At 71.3% G+C, this 15,111-nt stretch carries 16 protein-coding genes; 12 read left to right on the top strand and 4 right to left on the bottom strand.

Features of this window, described 5'->3' with window-relative positions; translation table 11 throughout:
- Positions 1–61 precede the first annotated feature (61 nt).
- Positions 62–1,231, top strand: a complete 1,170-nt coding sequence (locus PBV52_RS06980) for a thiolase family protein (protein ID WP_274237414.1) — start codon at positions 62–64, stop codon at positions 1,229–1,231.
- A 4-nt stretch (positions 1,232–1,235) separates the two neighbouring features.
- On the opposite strand, the gene PBV52_RS06975 is transcribed toward PBV52_RS06980, so the two are convergent.
- Complete coding sequence (locus PBV52_RS06975) at positions 1,236–2,012, bottom strand: TVP38/TMEM64 family protein (RefSeq protein ID WP_274237413.1); 777 nt, start codon at positions 2,010–2,012, stop codon at positions 1,236–1,238.
- 49 nt (positions 2,013–2,061) lie between these two features.
- Here PBV52_RS06975 and PBV52_RS06970 point away from each other — a divergent pair, with 49 nt between their 5' ends.
- From PBV52_RS06970 to PBV52_RS06950, 5 genes are all read left to right on the top strand, one after another.
- Positions 2,062–2,784 carry a DNA alkylation repair protein gene (locus PBV52_RS06970; RefSeq protein WP_274237412.1) on the top strand — a complete coding sequence of 241 codons (723 nt, stop codon included), beginning with the start codon at positions 2,062–2,064 and terminating at the stop codon, positions 2,782–2,784.
- Positions 2,785–2,837: 53 nt separating this feature from the next.
- Positions 2,838–2,963, top strand: coding sequence for a hypothetical protein (locus PBV52_RS06965; protein WP_274250019.1), 126 nt, complete (start codon positions 2,838–2,840; stop codon positions 2,961–2,963).
- Positions 2,964–3,055: 92 nt separating this feature from the next.
- Positions 3,056–4,225: an elongation factor Tu gene (gene tuf / locus PBV52_RS06960; protein ID WP_274237411.1), complete on the top strand. Its 1,170-nt coding sequence runs from the start codon at positions 3,056–3,058 to the stop codon at positions 4,223–4,225.
- An 86-nt stretch (positions 4,226–4,311) separates the two neighbouring features.
- Entirely contained in the window at positions 4,312–5,157 is an 846-nt protein-coding gene (locus PBV52_RS06955) for a spermidine synthase (RefSeq protein ID WP_274237409.1), read from the top strand.
- Positions 5,158–5,376: 219 nt separating this feature from the next.
- Entirely contained in the window at positions 5,377–5,814 is a 438-nt protein-coding gene (locus tag PBV52_RS06950; RefSeq protein ID WP_274249304.1) for a DUF4442 domain-containing protein, read from the top strand.
- A gap of 99 nt (positions 5,815–5,913) precedes the next feature.
- On the opposite strand, the gene galU is transcribed toward PBV52_RS06950, so the two are convergent.
- Complete coding sequence (gene galU / locus PBV52_RS06945) at positions 5,914–6,882, bottom strand: UTP--glucose-1-phosphate uridylyltransferase GalU (protein ID WP_274237408.1); 969 nt, start codon at positions 6,880–6,882, stop codon at positions 5,914–5,916.
- A 328-nt stretch (positions 6,883–7,210) separates the two neighbouring features.
- On the opposite strand from galU, the gene PBV52_RS06940 reads away from it, so the two are divergent.
- From PBV52_RS06940 to PBV52_RS06930, 3 genes are all read left to right on the top strand, one after another.
- Positions 7,211–9,085 (top strand): ricin-type beta-trefoil lectin domain protein, encoded by a 1,875-nt coding sequence (locus tag PBV52_RS06940; protein ID WP_373921837.1) that lies wholly within the window; start codon positions 7,211–7,213, stop codon positions 9,083–9,085.
- Between the two features lie 154 nt (positions 9,086–9,239).
- Entirely contained in the window at positions 9,240–10,784 is a 1,545-nt protein-coding gene (locus PBV52_RS06935) for a carboxylesterase/lipase family protein (protein ID WP_274237407.1), read from the top strand.
- A gap of 72 nt (positions 10,785–10,856) precedes the next feature.
- Complete coding sequence (locus PBV52_RS06930) at positions 10,857–11,501, top strand: DedA family protein (RefSeq protein WP_274237406.1); 645 nt, start codon at positions 10,857–10,859, stop codon at positions 11,499–11,501.
- 28 nt (positions 11,502–11,529) lie between these two features.
- On the opposite strand, the gene PBV52_RS06925 is transcribed toward PBV52_RS06930, so the two are convergent.
- A complete protein-coding gene (locus PBV52_RS06925; protein ID WP_274237405.1) occupies positions 11,530–12,060 on the bottom strand; it encodes a gamma carbonic anhydrase family protein in 531 nt (176 codons plus the stop codon).
- Between the two features lie 110 nt (positions 12,061–12,170).
- Here PBV52_RS06925 and PBV52_RS06920 point away from each other — a divergent pair, with 110 nt between their 5' ends.
- Entirely contained in the window at positions 12,171–12,968 is a 798-nt protein-coding gene (locus tag PBV52_RS06920; protein WP_274237404.1) for an acyltransferase, read from the top strand.
- A gap of 1 nt (position 12,969) precedes the next feature.
- On the opposite strand, the gene PBV52_RS06915 is transcribed toward PBV52_RS06920, so the two are convergent.
- Positions 12,970–13,827, bottom strand: a complete 858-nt coding sequence (locus tag PBV52_RS06915) for a DMT family transporter (RefSeq protein ID WP_274237403.1) — start codon at positions 13,825–13,827, stop codon at positions 12,970–12,972.
- A gap of 108 nt (positions 13,828–13,935) precedes the next feature.
- Here PBV52_RS06915 and PBV52_RS06910 point away from each other — a divergent pair, with 108 nt between their 5' ends.
- The gene (locus PBV52_RS06910) at positions 13,936–14,508 is read left to right on the top strand and encodes a helix-turn-helix domain-containing protein (RefSeq protein ID WP_274237402.1); all 573 of its coding nucleotides are present in this window, start codon (positions 13,936–13,938) and stop codon (positions 14,506–14,508) included.
- Positions 14,509–14,551: 43 nt separating this feature from the next.
- The gene (locus tag PBV52_RS06905) at positions 14,552–15,109 is read left to right on the top strand and encodes a YbaK/EbsC family protein (protein ID WP_274237401.1); all 558 of its coding nucleotides are present in this window, start codon (positions 14,552–14,554) and stop codon (positions 15,107–15,109) included.
- Positions 15,110–15,111: the final 2 nt, after the last annotated feature.

Here is a 15,111-nt window from a genome sequence, read left to right as displayed (position 1 = left end):
GCGTCGGCCCTCGCACAGGCCGCGCTCCGGTCCTCGCCCGGCGGCCAAGGAGGCCTGCACCATGCGTGACGCAGTCATCGTCGAAGCCGTACGCACCCCGATAGGCAAGGGCAAGCCGAACGGCTCCCTCGCGCACGTCCACCCCGTCGAACTCCTCGCCCACACCCTGCGCACCCTCGTCGAACGCTCCGGCGTCGACCCGGCCCTCATCGACGACGTCATCGGCGGCACCGTCGACCAGGTCGGCGAGCAGGCCATGAACACCACCCGCTACGCCGCCCTGTCGGCGGGCTTCCCGGAGGCGGTCCCGGCGACCACCGTGGACCGCCAGTGCGGCTCTTCCCAGCAGGCCGTGCACTTTGCCGCCCAGGGCGTCATCTCGGGCGCGTACGACCTGGTCGTCGCCTGTGGCGTCGAGTCGATGAGCCGGGTGCCGATGTGGTCGAACGTGCCGCCCGGCAAGGACCCCTTCGGCCCCGGCATCGCCGAGCGCTACCCGGAGGGCCTCGTCCCGCAGGGCATCAGCGCCGAGCTCATCGCCGCCAAGTGGTCGATCACCCGCGAGCAGATGGACGCCTTCGCCGTCTCCTCGCACCGCAAGGCGGCCGAGGCCTGGGACAAGGGCCTCTTCGACACCGAGGTCGCGCCCCTGGACGGCGTCGCGCGCGACGAGTGCGTACGGCCGTCCAGCACCACCGAGATCCTCGCCGGCCTCAAGCCCTCCTACTACGACCCGACCTTCGCCGAGCGGTTCCCGCAGATCGAGTGGAACGTCACCCCGGGCAACGCCAGCCCCATCAACGACGGTGCCTCCGCCGTGCTCATCACCTCCAGCGAGACCGCCGCCCGCCTCGGCCTGCGCCCGCTCGCCCGGCTGCACAGCTTCGCCGTCACCGGCTCAGACCCGCTGCTGATGCTCACCGGCGTCATTCCGGCGACGGAGAAGGTCCTGCGCAGGGCGGGCCTGCGCCTCGACGACATCGACCTCTTCGAGGTCAACGAGGCCTTCTCCAGCGTCGTCCTGGCCTGGCAGCAGGAGACCGGCGCCGACCTCGCCAAGGTCAACGTGCACGGCGGCGCGATCGCGATCGGCCATCCGCTGGGCGCCAGTGGCACCCGGCTGACGACGACCCTGGTCCACGCGATGCGCGAGCGCGGCGCCCGCTACGCGCTGCAGACCATGTGCGAGGCGGGCGGCCTCGCCAACGCGATGGTGCTGGAAGCGGCCTGAGCGATCACTTGAGGCGCAGGTGGTGGCGCTTGCGCCAGGCCACCACCACGCCCGCCAGCGCCGGCAGGGCGATGCAGGCCAGCGCGATCAGGAAGGCCGGCGACGTCGGCGCGGAGGCGCGGGCGCCGGCGACGACGTACGCGGCGGTGTTGGGGATCGACCCGAGCGCCGTCGCGAGCAGGAACGGGACGTAGCCCATGCGGGAGACGGAGGCGGCGTAGTTCGCGGCCCAGAACGGCACACCGGGGAACAGCCGCACCGCCAGCATCGAGCGGAAACCGTGCCGGCTGAACTGGCCGTCGGCGGCCTTCAGCCACCGGCCCCGCAGCAGCGGGCGCAGCGCGTCCTGGCCGAGCAGCCGGCCCAGCGCGAAGGCGACGCCGGCACCCAGCACCGTGCCCGCCAGGGACGCGCCGATGCCCCACTCGGAACCGAAGAGCGCGCCCGCCGCGAGGTTCAGCAGCGGCCGCGGCACGAACGCCACCGTGACCAGCCCGTACGCCACGGCGAACAGCACCACCGCGGCCCCGCCCTCGACGTGCGGCGGCCAGCCGTTCGCCAGGAGCTTCTGCGGTTCGAAGAGCAGCACGGAGGACGCGGCCGCCGCGAGCAGCACCACGAGCAGGGACAGCCGCGACCACGGCGACAGCAGCGCTCTCGAACAGCGCGTGGCGAAGCCTGCGGGGACGGGCGCCGGCAGGGGCGCGGGGACGAGCTCCGTGGCGGCGGCCCGGGGAGGGGCCGTTGCGGTGCCCCCAGAGCGGGTGGTGGCATCGAGCATTCGGCGACAGTAACCGACAAAGATGTGTGATCGCCGTATGGTTCGTCTCATGCGCGTCACAGGTGCGGGAACGTTGGAAGTTCCCCGCAGCGTTCTCGCCGACACGGTCCTGGAGCGGCTCACCGCCGCGTACGCCGCCGCGGCGGATCCGAAGCGGGCCGCCACCGCCCGGGCGTACATGAAGGACGTGGCCCCGTTCCTCGGCATCCCCACACCCGAGCGCCGCGCCCTGTCCCGCACCGTCCTCGAGGGCACACCGCGCCCCGACGAGACCGACTGCACCGCCGTGGCGCTGCGCTGCTGGCAGCTGCCCGAGCGCGAGTACCACTACTTCGCCGTCGACTATCTGCGCCGCCACGTGGGGCGCTGCTCCTCCGGCTTCCTGCCGGTGGCCCGGCACCTCGTCACCACCGTCTCCTGGTGGGACACCGTCGACGCGCTCGCCGCGCACGTCGTCGGCGGGCTCGTCGCGGCCGATCCGTTGCTCACGGCGGACATGGACGCCTGGATCGTCGACGACGACCTGTGGGTGGCGCGCACCGTCCTGCTCCACCAGCTGCGCTACAAGGAACGCACCGACACCCCACGTCTCTTCGCCTACTGCCTGCGCCAGTCCGGGCACCCCGACTTCTTCATCCGCAAGGCGATCGGCTGGTGCCTGCGCGAGTACGCCAAGACCGACCCGGAGGCCGTACGGGCCTTTCTGGCGCGGGAGCGGGGGCGGTTCGCACCGCTGTCGGTGCGCGAGGCGCTGAAGAACATCGGGGCGTAGGCCCCGAACCCGGCCCGAACTCCCCATCCGCGAAAAACCATTCGACGCCGGGCATGGCGTCGACGATGATCGACCTCATGTTCCGGCACGCCTTCGTCCTCGCAGCATCCGCAGTCGCGGATGCTCCGAAGGCTGCCGTTCCGGTCTTCCTGGCCGCAGTCGACGGCGCCCGAAGCTGACCCTCTCCGGATAGTCCGGCGGACCCCGCAGGGGGAGGGTCGGCAAGTCCTTGGGGTCCCCCTCTCCTACGAAGAGACTTCGAGGTACAGCCATGTCCAAGACGGCATACGTGCGCACCAAACCGCATCTGAACATCGGCACGATGGGCCATGTCGACCACGGCAAGACCACCTTGACCGCCGCCATCACCAAGGTCCTCGCCGAGCGCGGATCTTCCGCGTACGTCCCCTTCGACCGCATCGACCGGGCGCCGGAGGAGGCCGCGCGCGGCATCACCATCAACATCGCGCACGTCGAGTACGAGACCGACACCCGCCACTACGCGCACGTCGACATGCCGGGCCACGCCGACTACGTCAAGAACATGGTCACCGGGGCCGCGCAGCTCGACGGGGCGATCCTCGTCGTCTCCGCGCTCGACGGGATCATGCCGCAGACCGCCGAACACGTGCTGCTCGCCCGGCAGGTGGGCGTCGACCACATCGTCGTCGCCCTCAACAAGGCCGACGCGGGTGACGAGGAGCTCACCGACCTCGTCGAGCTGGAGGTCCGCGACCTGCTCAGCGAGCACGGTTACGGCGGCGACGCCGCGCCCGTCGTACGGGTCTCGGGGCTGAAGGCCCTGGAGGGGGACCCGAAGTGGACGGCGTCGATCGAGGCACTGCTCGACGCGGTGGACACCTACGTCCCGATGCCGGAGCGATATGTGGACGCGCCGTTCCTGCTGCCCGTCGAGAACGTGCTCACCATCACCGGCCGGGGGACGGTGGTGACCGGGGCCGTCGAGCGGGGCACCGTGCGGGTGGGTGACCGGGTCGAAGTGCTCGGCGCCGGGCTGGAGAGCGTGGTCACCGGCCTGGAGACCTTCGGCAAGCCGATGGACGACGCGCAGGCCGGGGACAACGTGGCGTTGCTGCTGCGCGGCGTTCCCCGGGACGCAGTCCGGCGCGGGCATGTCGTCGCGGCGCCGGGCAGTGTGGAGCCGAGTCGCCACTTCACCGCGCAGGTGTATGTGCTGTCCGCGCGTGAGGGCGGTCGTACGACGCCGGTCGCCACCGGGTATCGGCCGCAGTTCTACATCCGCACGGCGGATGTGGTGGGTGACATCGACCTCGGTGAGGTGGCTGTGGCGCGGCCCGGGGAGACGGTCACGATGACAGTCGAGCTGGGGCGCGAGGTGCCTCTGGAGCCGGGGCTCGGGTTCGCCATCCGTGAGGGCGGGCGGACTGTCGGGGCGGGGACCGTGACCGCCGTCGTGTGAGGGTGGTGCGGTTCGTCGGGGGGACTGCGGGGCCGTCGTGGCTGGTCGCGCAGTCCCCCAGGCGCTACCCCGGGCACAATGAGAAGGTGAACGAGCCCATACCCGTGACCCGGCCTGTCGACCACGGCATCGCCAAGCTGATGCCCGACGTCGATCGGGAGCGGGCGTGGCTGCTGACCGTCGACGGGGCTCCGCAGTCGTACGTCGATCTCGACGAGCCCTCGTATCTGGAGTTCGAGTACGCCCAGCGGCTCGGGCATGTGCTCGACACCGTCGCCGAGGCGGGGCGGGCACTGGACGTGCTGCACCTCGGGGGTGGGGCGCTCACCCTGCCCCGCTATCTGGCCGTGACCCGGCCCGGCTCGCGGCAGGACGTCGTCGAGGCCGACCGTGGGCTGATGGAGCTGGTCGCCGAGCATCTGCCGATTCCCGACGGGGCCGGCATCCGGCTGCACGCCGGAGACGCCCGTGCCTGGCTGGAGGCGGCCCCGGACGACTCCGCCGACGTGCTCGTCGCCGACGTCTTCGGTGGGTCACGGGTGCCGGCCCATCTGACGTCGGTGTCGTACGTCCGTCAGGCCCAGCGGGTGCTGCGGGCGAGCGGCGTCTATCTGGCCAACCTCGCCGATGCCGCGCCCTTCGCCTTCCTGCGCTCCCAACTCGCCACCTACGCCACGCAGTTCGAGGAGCTGGTCCTGATCGCCGAGCCGGGTGTGCTGCGGGGCCGCCGCTTCGGAAACGCGGTGCTCGTCGCCGCGCACCGGCCTCTCGACACGGCCGCCCTGGCCCGGCTCACCGCCTCCGACGCCTTCCCGGCCCGCGTCGAACACGGGCCCGCCCTGCGGCAGTTCATCGGCGGCGCGCGGCCGGTGCGGGACGAGGACGCCGTACCGTCACCCGAGCCCCCCGACGGGGCTTTCAGCATCGGCTGAGCCGAGCTGGGTTGCCGGTGGCCATGTGCTTGCTACGACGCCGTAGGTTCCGTAGGCCCGGTACACACAGCACGGTCATGAACAGGCACGTCACGGGCCGGACGCGCCACTCGGCTCGCGGGTGGTCCGGCTTCGATCGGTAGTGATACGACGCTCGTCACACAGGTCTGTTCCCGGACCCTACTCGTGGGTAACATGACCGCCATGAGCGCAGACCAGATGTCGATCGGCGAGATGCTCGCCGCCACCGTGCCGATGGCCCGGACCCTGAACCTCGAATTCCTGGAGACCACGCCGGAGAAGGCCGTGGTGGCTCTGCCGGACCAGGGCGAGTACCACAACCACGTGGGCGGGCCGCACGCCGGCGCGATGTTCACGCTCGGCGAGTCCGCCAGTGGCGCGATCGTGCTGGCCGCGTTCGGTGACCAGCTCTCGCGCGCCGTGCCGCTCGCGGTGCGGGCCGAGATCTCCTACAAGAAGCTCGCCATGGGCGCCGTCACCGCCACCGCGACGCTGGGCCGCCCGGCCGCCGAGGTCGTCGCGGAGCTGGACGCGGGGGAGCGGCCCGAGTTCCCCGTGGCGATCGAGATCCAGCGCGGTGACGGGGCTGTGACCGGGGAGATGACCGTCGTCTGGACCCTGCGGCCGAACGGCTGAGCCGGCCGAACGGCGGACGGCTGTACGGCAGAGGGCTGTAGTACGGCAGTAAGAAGGGGCCCCGTGTGGGGCCCCTGTGCCCCTTCGTGCCGCGAACGCTCAAGCAGCGAGCCCGTTCCGGTCCTGCCCGCCGCCCTCCTCCAGCCCTGCCGTGAACTCCTTCAGCCAGGCCATGAACTCCGGCCCCAGGTCCGCCCGGCCGCACGCCAGCCGTACCACCGTGCGCAGGTAGTCCGCCTTGTCGCCGGTGTCGTAGCGCAGCCCGGCGAACACGACTCCGTGGACCGTGCCGCCCGTCGCCAGCTCCTGGAGGGCGTCGGTGAGCTGGATCTCGCCGCCACGGCCGGGCGGGGTGCGCTCCAGGACGCCGAAGACGGCCGGGTCGAGGACGTAGCGGCCGATGACCGCGTAGCGGCTCGGCGCGTGCTCGCGCGACGGCTTCTCCACCAGGCCGGTCACGCGGACCACGCCGTCCTCGCCGGACGGTTCGACGGCCGCGCAGCCGTAGAGGTGGATCTGCTCCGGCGGGACCTCCATGAGGGCGACCACGCTGCCCTCGTAGCGGTCGCGGACGTCCAGCATCCGGCTGAGCAGGGTCTCGCGCGGGTCGATGAGGTCGTCGCCGAGGAGGACGGCGAACGGCTGGTCGCCGACGTGGTGACGCGCGCACAGCACCGCGTGGCCGAGGCCGAGCGGGTCGCCCTGGCGGATGTGGTGGATGTCGGCGAGCCGGGCCGGATCGCGCACCGCGTCCAGCCGTACGGTGTCACCCTTGGCGGCGAGCGCCTGCTCCAGCTCGAAGGCGTTGTCGAAGTGGTCCTCGATGGCCCGCTTGTGCCGACCGGTGATCATCAGCACGTCGTCGAGCCCGGCCGCGGCGGCCTCCTCGACGACGTACTGGATGGCCGGCTTGTCGACGACCGGCAGCATCTCCTTGGGCGTCGCCTTCGTCGCGGGCAGGAACCGTGTGCCGAGGCCGGCGGCCGGGACGACCGCCTTGCGGACCGCGCGGGGGGTACGGGCCGTAGCGTCCGCATCCGGGGTGGGTGTCGTGTGGGGGACGATCATGCCGCTCATGCTGGTACACGGGGATGAGAGCACGCCGAGAGAAACCTCGGAGCTTGCTGTGCAACAAGTGGAGTTGAAGATTCCGTGGACCAACGGTCTTCGGCTGCACACAACTTGGCGCGAGGTTTGCCGGCGACGTCGAAAGTCGGTGCGGATACCGCCGGTAACTTTTCTGAATTCCCTTCCTTTTGAACGTTGGTCACTCGAACTTCTTGTTTCCTGTCCGTTGCTTGTGCGAAAGTGAGCGACCGAATAGCCGGTCCACAGGTGACGCGGCCTAGGTATGCACCAATCAGGCACCTGCTTTTCCGACGGACGTGCATTTCGCATGCCGTCCTGCGGCTGGGAAGGAAATGGTTCAGTGCAATCCCCTCACCCCCCACGACCGCCGTACCCCCCACGACCCGGGGTGAGCCCCGGAGAGTCCGACCGCGATCTCCTCGCGGGCCTGGGGCAGACCGGCACGGATCCCCATGCCGTCGCCCTGCTGATGGCCAGGCACTGGCGCGCCACGCACGACTACGCGTCCATCTGCCTGGCGTCCACGGCGAGTTCGGCCTCCATGGTGGCCGCCGCCGCCTTCCATCGTGTGCTCGGCGGACCGGACGCCGGCGCGCTGCGTCCCCAACTCCTCGCCGCCGTACGGGAACTGGTGAAGGAGTGGGCCGCCGACGAAGGTATTTCCGCCCTCTTGCCGGAACTCGGCAAACCGACCGGAGGGCGCGGGCTGCGCGCCGCACGGTCCGTGACGCCCGAAAGGCGGCAAATCGCCGAGCGTGCATTCCAGGCTCTGTCGGGGGCCTCGCAATGCCTCCTCTGGCACATCGAGGTCGAGGCGGAACCGATAACCATACCCGCTGGTCTGCTGGGGGTGGATGCGGGCACCGCGTCGGCGGCGCTGGAGGGAGTGCGTGAGCAATTCCGGCGGGGTTGCGTCCGTGCTCACCGCGAACACGCGCCCACCCGGGAATGCCGCTACTACAACCGTCTCCTCGACGTCCCCATTCGCCGGGGCGGCGCCCTGTTGCCCGATGTCCAGCAGCATCTGATGGAGTGCCGCTACTGCCGTCACACCGCGGAGCAGCTCAGCCATTTCGAGGGCGGCCTCGAAGTGCTCCTCGCCGAAACCGTGCTCGGCTGGGGCGCCCGGCGCTATCTCGACTCCCGGCCCGGGCGAGGCGGCTCCGGATCGGCGCCGGACGCCCGCCCGCGCCGCGGAGGACGGCACCGCCCGGCGCCGCTCGCCTCGCCGCGTGGACGCGCGAAGGCCGTAGCGGTGGGCGTCGGTGTGACCTCCCTCGTCCTGCTCGTGACCGTGCTCACCGTCAAGGGCTGGTCCGAGGAGAACGGCGCCCCCGCCCCGGGGGCCACCTGGGGCGCGCCCAGCGGCCAGTCCGTCCACCCCGGCACGGTGTCCCCGCCCTCGTCCTCGTCCGGTGGATCACCGTCGGCCGCCTTGGCCGAGGAACCCGTCGCGATCGCCCAGGGCAGGCTCCGCAACCTGGACCGCGGCCTGTGCCTGGACCTCCGCGACGGCGAGGTCCGCAGCGGTTCCCGAGCCGAGCTGGCGGAGTGCTCGTCCGCCGCGTCGCAGCAGTGGTCGTACCAGGACAACGGTCTGCTGCGCAGCGCCGCCGTCCCCACCCTCTGCCTCGACTCCGACCCCGGCGCGGGCACGGTCGTCCTGGCCAACTGCCTCGCCCCCGCCGGCGAGGTGAGCTACGACCTCACCGTCCACGGGGAGCTTCTGCTGCGCCGGTCCGAGGGGCTGGCGGTCGCGGGCGGCAAGGGCGAGAGCGTGGTCGTCACCGAACGGGACGGTTCCGAGGCGCAGCGCTGGCTGCTCGACGGCGGCCTCGCGGACGTACGCAAGGCCGAGCCCGGGGAGAAGGAGGAGAAGCGGGACGAGAAGGGGGAAGGTGGCACGCCCGTAGAGTCCGAGTCCGAGCCCGAGCCCTTGTCCCCGGACGCCGACGCCCCCGAGCCGCCCGAGGCCGACTCCCCCCAGGAGGATCCGGAGCCGCATTACGAGACGCGCTACGTCCAGGACGATTCCGGCTCCGATTCCGGCTCTCACTCCGGTGGCCAGGCCGAGTCCGCCACCCCGGTCGACGCCGTCGTGACCCTTCCGGCCGTGGCGCCGGCCACTGGGTCCGCCGTCGTCGGCGCCGCTAGGACGGTGGTCGATTCCGCCCTCCCCTAGTCAAGGAGCTCAGGGGTCACTCCGCCCGGGTGGCCCCTCCTTCGACTCTTGGCGCCATTCAGCCGTTTCTCGTTCACTTCATTGACACGAGTCACTGACGCCCATAGCTTTCCCGCCGCATGCAGCAGCTGGAGGTGGACCGGTGATACGTCGTATGTCCGTTGCGCTGATGGCCCTCGCGGCCGCGCTCATCACTCCCGTACCCGCGCAGGCCGCCGACCCCCCTGTCGTCCGTACCGAATCGGGCTGGGTGAGAGGCGAAACCACCGCCGAGGGACGGCAGTTCCTCGGCATCCCCTACGCCGAGCCGCCCGTCGGAGAACTTCGTTGGAAGCAGCCGCGGCCGGTTCGGCCCTGGCAAGGCGTACGTACGGCAGGGGACTTCGGCAACAAGTGTGTGCAGGGCGCGAGTTGGGACCCCGGCTATGAGCAGCCCAGCCACACCGAGGACTGTCTCGACCTCAATGTGTACGTCCCCGAAGGCGCCGCTCGCCGGGCCGTACTGGTCTGGTTCCACGGCGGAGGCCTCACCGCCGGGGCCGGTCAGGACGTCGTCCCGGACGCGTTCGCACGGCAGACCGGCACCGTCGTCGTGACCGTCAACTACCGCCTCGGGGCGATGGGCTTCCTCGCCACGGCGGGCCTCGACGGCGAGGCGCGCGACGGGGTCTCCGGCAACTTCGGCATGCTCGACCAGCAGGCCGCCCTGCACTGGGTGCGCGCCAACATCGGCCGCTTCGGCGGCGATCCGGGCCGCGTGACCATCGCGGGCGAGTCGGCGGGCGGCCGCTCGGTCTGCACCCAGCTGGCCTCGCCGAAGGCGAAGGGGTTGTTCCGGGCGGGGATCATCCAGAGCGGGGCGTACGGCGACTGCGGTGCGCGTGCGCACGAGACGGCCGTGGCGCAGGGCGCCGCCTTCGCGCAGAAGCTCGGCTGTGCCGACCTGGCCTGTCTGCGCGCCAAGCCGGCCGCCGAGATCCTCGCCGCCCAGAGCGGCTTCGACTGGGGGCCGGTGGCCGGCGGCGCCTTCCTGCCGAGCCAGCCGGAGGACGCGTTCGCGCAGGGGGCCGCAGCCGGCGTGCCGGTCATGAACGGGGCCAACCAGGACGAAGGGCGGTTGTTCGCCTTCGCCCGGTTCGACCTGAACGGCACCCCGCTCACCGCCGACCAGTACCCGACCGTCATGCGCACGGACTACGGCGACGAGGCGCTCGCGCGCTACCCCCTGTCGTCGTACCCCTCCCCGACCATCGCGTACGCCACCGCCCAGGGCGACCAGCTCTTCGCCTGCCCGGCGCTCCGCCTCGACGGCACGCTCGCCGGACGCGGCAAGGTCTACGCGTACGAGTTCGCCGACCGCACCTCCCCGCCCTTCGCCTCCCTGCGCGACCTCGGCACGGACTTCGACTTCGGCGCGACCCACGTCAACGAGGTGCAGTACCTCTTCAAGCACTTCGGCCTCCAGTCACCGCTGAACGCCGAGCAGCGGACGCTGGCGCGGCAGATGATCCAGTACTGGGGCTCCTTCGTCCGCGACGGGGTGCCGCGGGCCGCCGGCCAGCCCGCGATGCCGACCCGGCCCGGGGCGGTGCTGACGCTGCGCACCACGTCCGCGGGCGGGAACGTGCCGAGCACCACAGTCCACCGTGAGCACCAGTGCAACCTCTGGGACTCCGAGACCGTCACACAGAACGGGTAGGCTGCCCCGGCGCACGCTCACAGCTGAGCGTGCGCCGGGAACACAGGGTCCAGTACATGGGAGGAAGCGGCGTTGCACGTCCAGGAATGGCTCGAAACGGTGCCCCCGCTCGCCATCTATCTGCTGGTCGGCGTGGTCATCGGTCTGGAGAGCCTGGGCATCCCGCTGCCCGGCGAGATCATCCTGGTCTCCTCGGCGCTGCTCGCCTCACAGCACGGTGAGATCAACCCCTTCGTGCTCGGCGCCTGCGCGAGCGCGGGCGCGATCATCGGCGACTCCATCGGCTACGCCATCGGCCGCAAGGGCGGCCGCCCGCTGCTTGCCTGGCTGGGCACGAAATTCCCCAAGCACTTCAGCGAGGGCCACATCGCCACCGCCGAGCGCTCCTTCCAGAAGTGGGGCATGTGGGCCGTCTTCTTCGGCCGCTTCGTCGCCCTCCTGCGCATCTTCGCCGGCCCCCTCGCGGGCGTCCTGCGGATGCCGTACTGGAAGTTCCTGATCGCCAACGTCTTCGGCGGCATCCTCTGGGCGGGCGGCACGACCGCGGTCATCTACTACGTCGGAGTGGTCGCCGAGTCCTGGCTGAAGCGCTTCTCGTGGCTGGGCCTGGTGGCAGCGGTCCTGATCGGCCTGACATCGATGCTGATCATCAAGCGCAAGGCGAAGAAGGCCCAGACGGCACAGCCGGAGCCGGAACCCGTAGGCGCCGGGGACTGAGGCGCCCCTTCAGGGGCACGTACGACCTCTAGCCCCCGTGCTCTTCCCGGTGGGCCTGGGCCAGCGCGGCGTACATCGTTCCGTTGAGCGTCACACCCTGACGCTCTTCCTCAGTCAGCTCCCGCCTGACCTTCGCCGGCACCCCCGCCACAAGCGACCCAGGCGGCACCTGCATCCCCTGCGGCACCAACGCCTGCGCAGCGACCAAGGACCCCGCCCCGATCACCGCACCGTTCAACACAGTCGCCCCCATCCCGATGAGGCAGTCGTCCCCGACAGTCGCCCCATGCACGACGGCGTTATGACCGACCGACACCCTCTCCCCGATAGTCACCGGGAACCCGGGGTCGGCATGCAGCGTGCAGTTGTCCTGGATATTGGACTGAGCCCCGACGGAGATCCGCTCCACGTCACCCCGCACCACCGCGCCGTACCAGACGCTGGCCCCCGCCTGGAGCGTCACGTCCCCGATCACCGACGACGTCGGCGCCACAAACGCAGCCTCGTCGATCTTCGGTTCCCTGCCCCCGATACCCATGACCAGCGCCTTGTGCGTCATCGCCCTCTCCTTGCCGCCGACGTCGTAGACGAACCGTACGACACCCGGTGGGGCGAAGATCACAGGCCCTCGACCGCATGAGGGAGCCGAACGCTCAGTACGGTAAGCGGGTGCTCAAGCGCAAGAACACGTTCTCGTCCTGGCGGCGCAGCCTCACGCAGCGCGCCGTCCACGCGGGCTGGGCCTGGGCGCAGCGCACGGGTTCGGTGACCGCCGAGAACCCCGGCCGATTCCACTTCGGTTCGATCGGCGAAGCCACCCGCCTCGCCTTCCCGCTCGGCACGGTCTTCGGCGAACCCTGGATCCACCTCGGCTCCCACTGCATCGTCGGCGAGCAGGTGACGCTGACCGCCGGTCTGATGCCCGACCTCGACCTCGGCCCGGAGCCGATCCTGCGCATCGGGGACGGTGTCGTGCTGGGCCGCGGCAGCCATGTCATCGCCGACACGACGGTCACCATCGGCAGCGACTGCTACTTCGGGCCGTACGTCTACGTCACGTCCACGAACCACTCGTACGACGATCCCCACGAGCCCATCGGCAGGCAGTGGCCGCGCATGGAGCCGGTCGAGATCGGCCCGGGGTGCTGGATCGGCACCGGGGCCGTGATCCTGCCCGGCGCGCGGATCGGGCGGAACGTGGTGGTCGCGGCCGGTGCCGTGGTCCGGGGCGTCGTGCCCGATCATGCCGTCGTGGCAGGGGCGCCCGCCCGTGTCGTACGGCGCTGGACGCCCGACGACGGCTGGCAGCCGCCGCTGCGGACGCCGGCGCCGGTTCCGATCCCCGACGGCGTCACCCCCGAGCAGCTGCAGGCGCTGGCCGAGCTGGACGAGGAGACGGCGGCGAAACTGGCCGCGTTGGACGAGGAAGAGGCTGCTCGACTGGCCCAGGTGGACGCGGAGTCCTGAGTCAGCCGGTCGCCAGCAGCAGTGTGCCCACCAGTGCGAGCCCCGCACCCGCGGCCTGCACCGCCTGCAACCGCTCCCTGAGGATGCCGCGTGCGGCCAGGGCGGTCACCACCGGGTAGAGCGAGGCGAGTACGGCGGCCACGGTGACCGGGCCGTGGTGGGCGGCGACCACATAGGTGCCGTTCGCCGCGACATCGGCGAGGCCGACGAAGGCGAGCGCCGGCAGCGAGCGCCAGGGGAAACCGCCGTCCGGGAGGGCGGTGCCGCCCCGCCGCACGGAGACGTAGAGCGCGAGGCCGCCCGCCGCGACGTTGACCACGCGCTGGACGAAGAGCGCCAGGAACAGGCCGGTGATGGTGGTCGAGGCCTCCGCGATCAGCGCGAACACCGTGCCGAAGCCGAAGGCCGCGACCAGCGTGAGCAGGATGGCCTGCCGCTGCACCGGCGCGCCCCGCAGCTGCGGTCCGCCCGCGAGGACGACACCCAGCACGGCGACCGCGATGCCCGCGCCCTGCATCAGGCCGGGCCGCTCACCGACGAAGAGGCCCACACCGACCGGGACCGCCACTCCCACGGTGCCGAGCGGGGAGACCACGCCCATCGGGCCCAGTGCGAGCGCCTTGTAGAAGCAGAGCAGGGCGACCGGGCCCACCACGCCGGCGGCGACCGCGAACCACAGCTGGTCACCGGCCTCGCTCCAGCCGCCGGTGGCCACCACGATCACGCCGAGCACGACCGCGGCGATCGCCTGCGAGACGACCACCACCGTGAGCGCCGGGGTGCGTCGGGTCAGCAGTCCGCCGCCGAAGTCGGCCAGCCCCCACAGCAGGCTGGTGGCCAGGGCGAAGAGTGCTGTCACGGGTGCCTCGCAGTACAGTTCGGTGCACGATGGGGTGCATCCCACCGTAGTGCAGTGAACTGAACCCTGTCATCCAGAATATTTGACTCCGGAACTGATGGACGGAATGTGGCGGACCTCGACCTGCTGACCCAGTCCCTGGCGCGCAACGTCAAGCACTGGCGGGCGGTGCGCGGCTTCACCCTGGACGTGCTCGCGGCCAGGGCCGGCGTCAGCCGCGGCATGCTCATCCAGATCGAGCAGGCGCGCACCAACCCGAGCCTCGGCACGGTGATCAAGATCGGCGACGCGCTCGGAATCAGCATCACCACCCTGCTGGACTATGAGCAGGGCCCGAAGGTGCGCGTCGTCTCGGCCGACCAGGTGGTACGGCTGTGGCACACCGACGCGGGCAGCTACAGCAGGCTCCTCGCGGGCACCGAGGCGCCGGGCCCGCTGGAGATGTGGGAGTGGCGGCTGATGCCGGGCGAGAGTAGCAGCTCGGACCCGCACCCCGTCGGCACCTTCGAGATCGTCCACGTCACGGCGGGCGAGCTGACCCTCACCGTCGAGGACACGGAGCACCGCGTCCCGGCCGGCGCGAGCGCCACCTTCGAGGCCAACGCCCCCCACACGTACGGCAATCAGGGCGACGTACCGACGGAGTGGGTGCTCGCGGTGTCGGTGCCGCCCGTCCGCTGAGACACCCGGCCGACGGCCGATCCGGTGCTGTTAGCGTGCGCTCATGGACGCACCCATCGGACGCTTCGACAACGCCACCCCCGCCCCCGACTGCCTCGACGACCTCACCCGCCCGGTCGCCGACGCCGTACGCCACTGGAGCGGCAGCGTCCCCGCCGACCAGATCGTCTACGTCGAGACCGACCCGCAGTGGGCCGACACCGCCGTGTTCGTGGAGCACTACGGGCAGGAACTGCTGGAGCAGTCCGCGAACTGCGTGGTCGTCGCGGGCAAGCGCGGCGGCGAGACGACGCTGGCCGCGTGCGTGGTGCTGTCCACCACCCGGGTCGACGTGAACGGCGTCGTACGCCGTCAACTCGGCGCCCGCAAGGCGTCGTTCGCCTCGATGGACACGGCGACCGGCGAGACCGGCATGGAGTACGGCGGCATCACCCCGATCGGACTGCCCGAGGGCTGGCCGGTGCTGGTGGACTCGGCCGTCGTCGACCTGCCGTACGTCCTGGTCGGCAGCGGGCGTCGGCGCGGCAAGCTGCTGGTGCCGGGCAAGGCGTTCGCCCAGCTGCCGGGGGCGGTCGTACTGGAGGGGCTCGGCGTCGCCTGAGC

The organism is Streptomyces sp. T12, assembly GCF_028736035.1.
Lineage (GTDB): Bacteria > Actinomycetota > Actinomycetes > Streptomycetales > Streptomycetaceae > Streptomyces.
The sequence above is the reverse complement of the archived record's forward strand: the minus strand, read 5'-3'. Positions and strand labels throughout refer to the sequence as shown.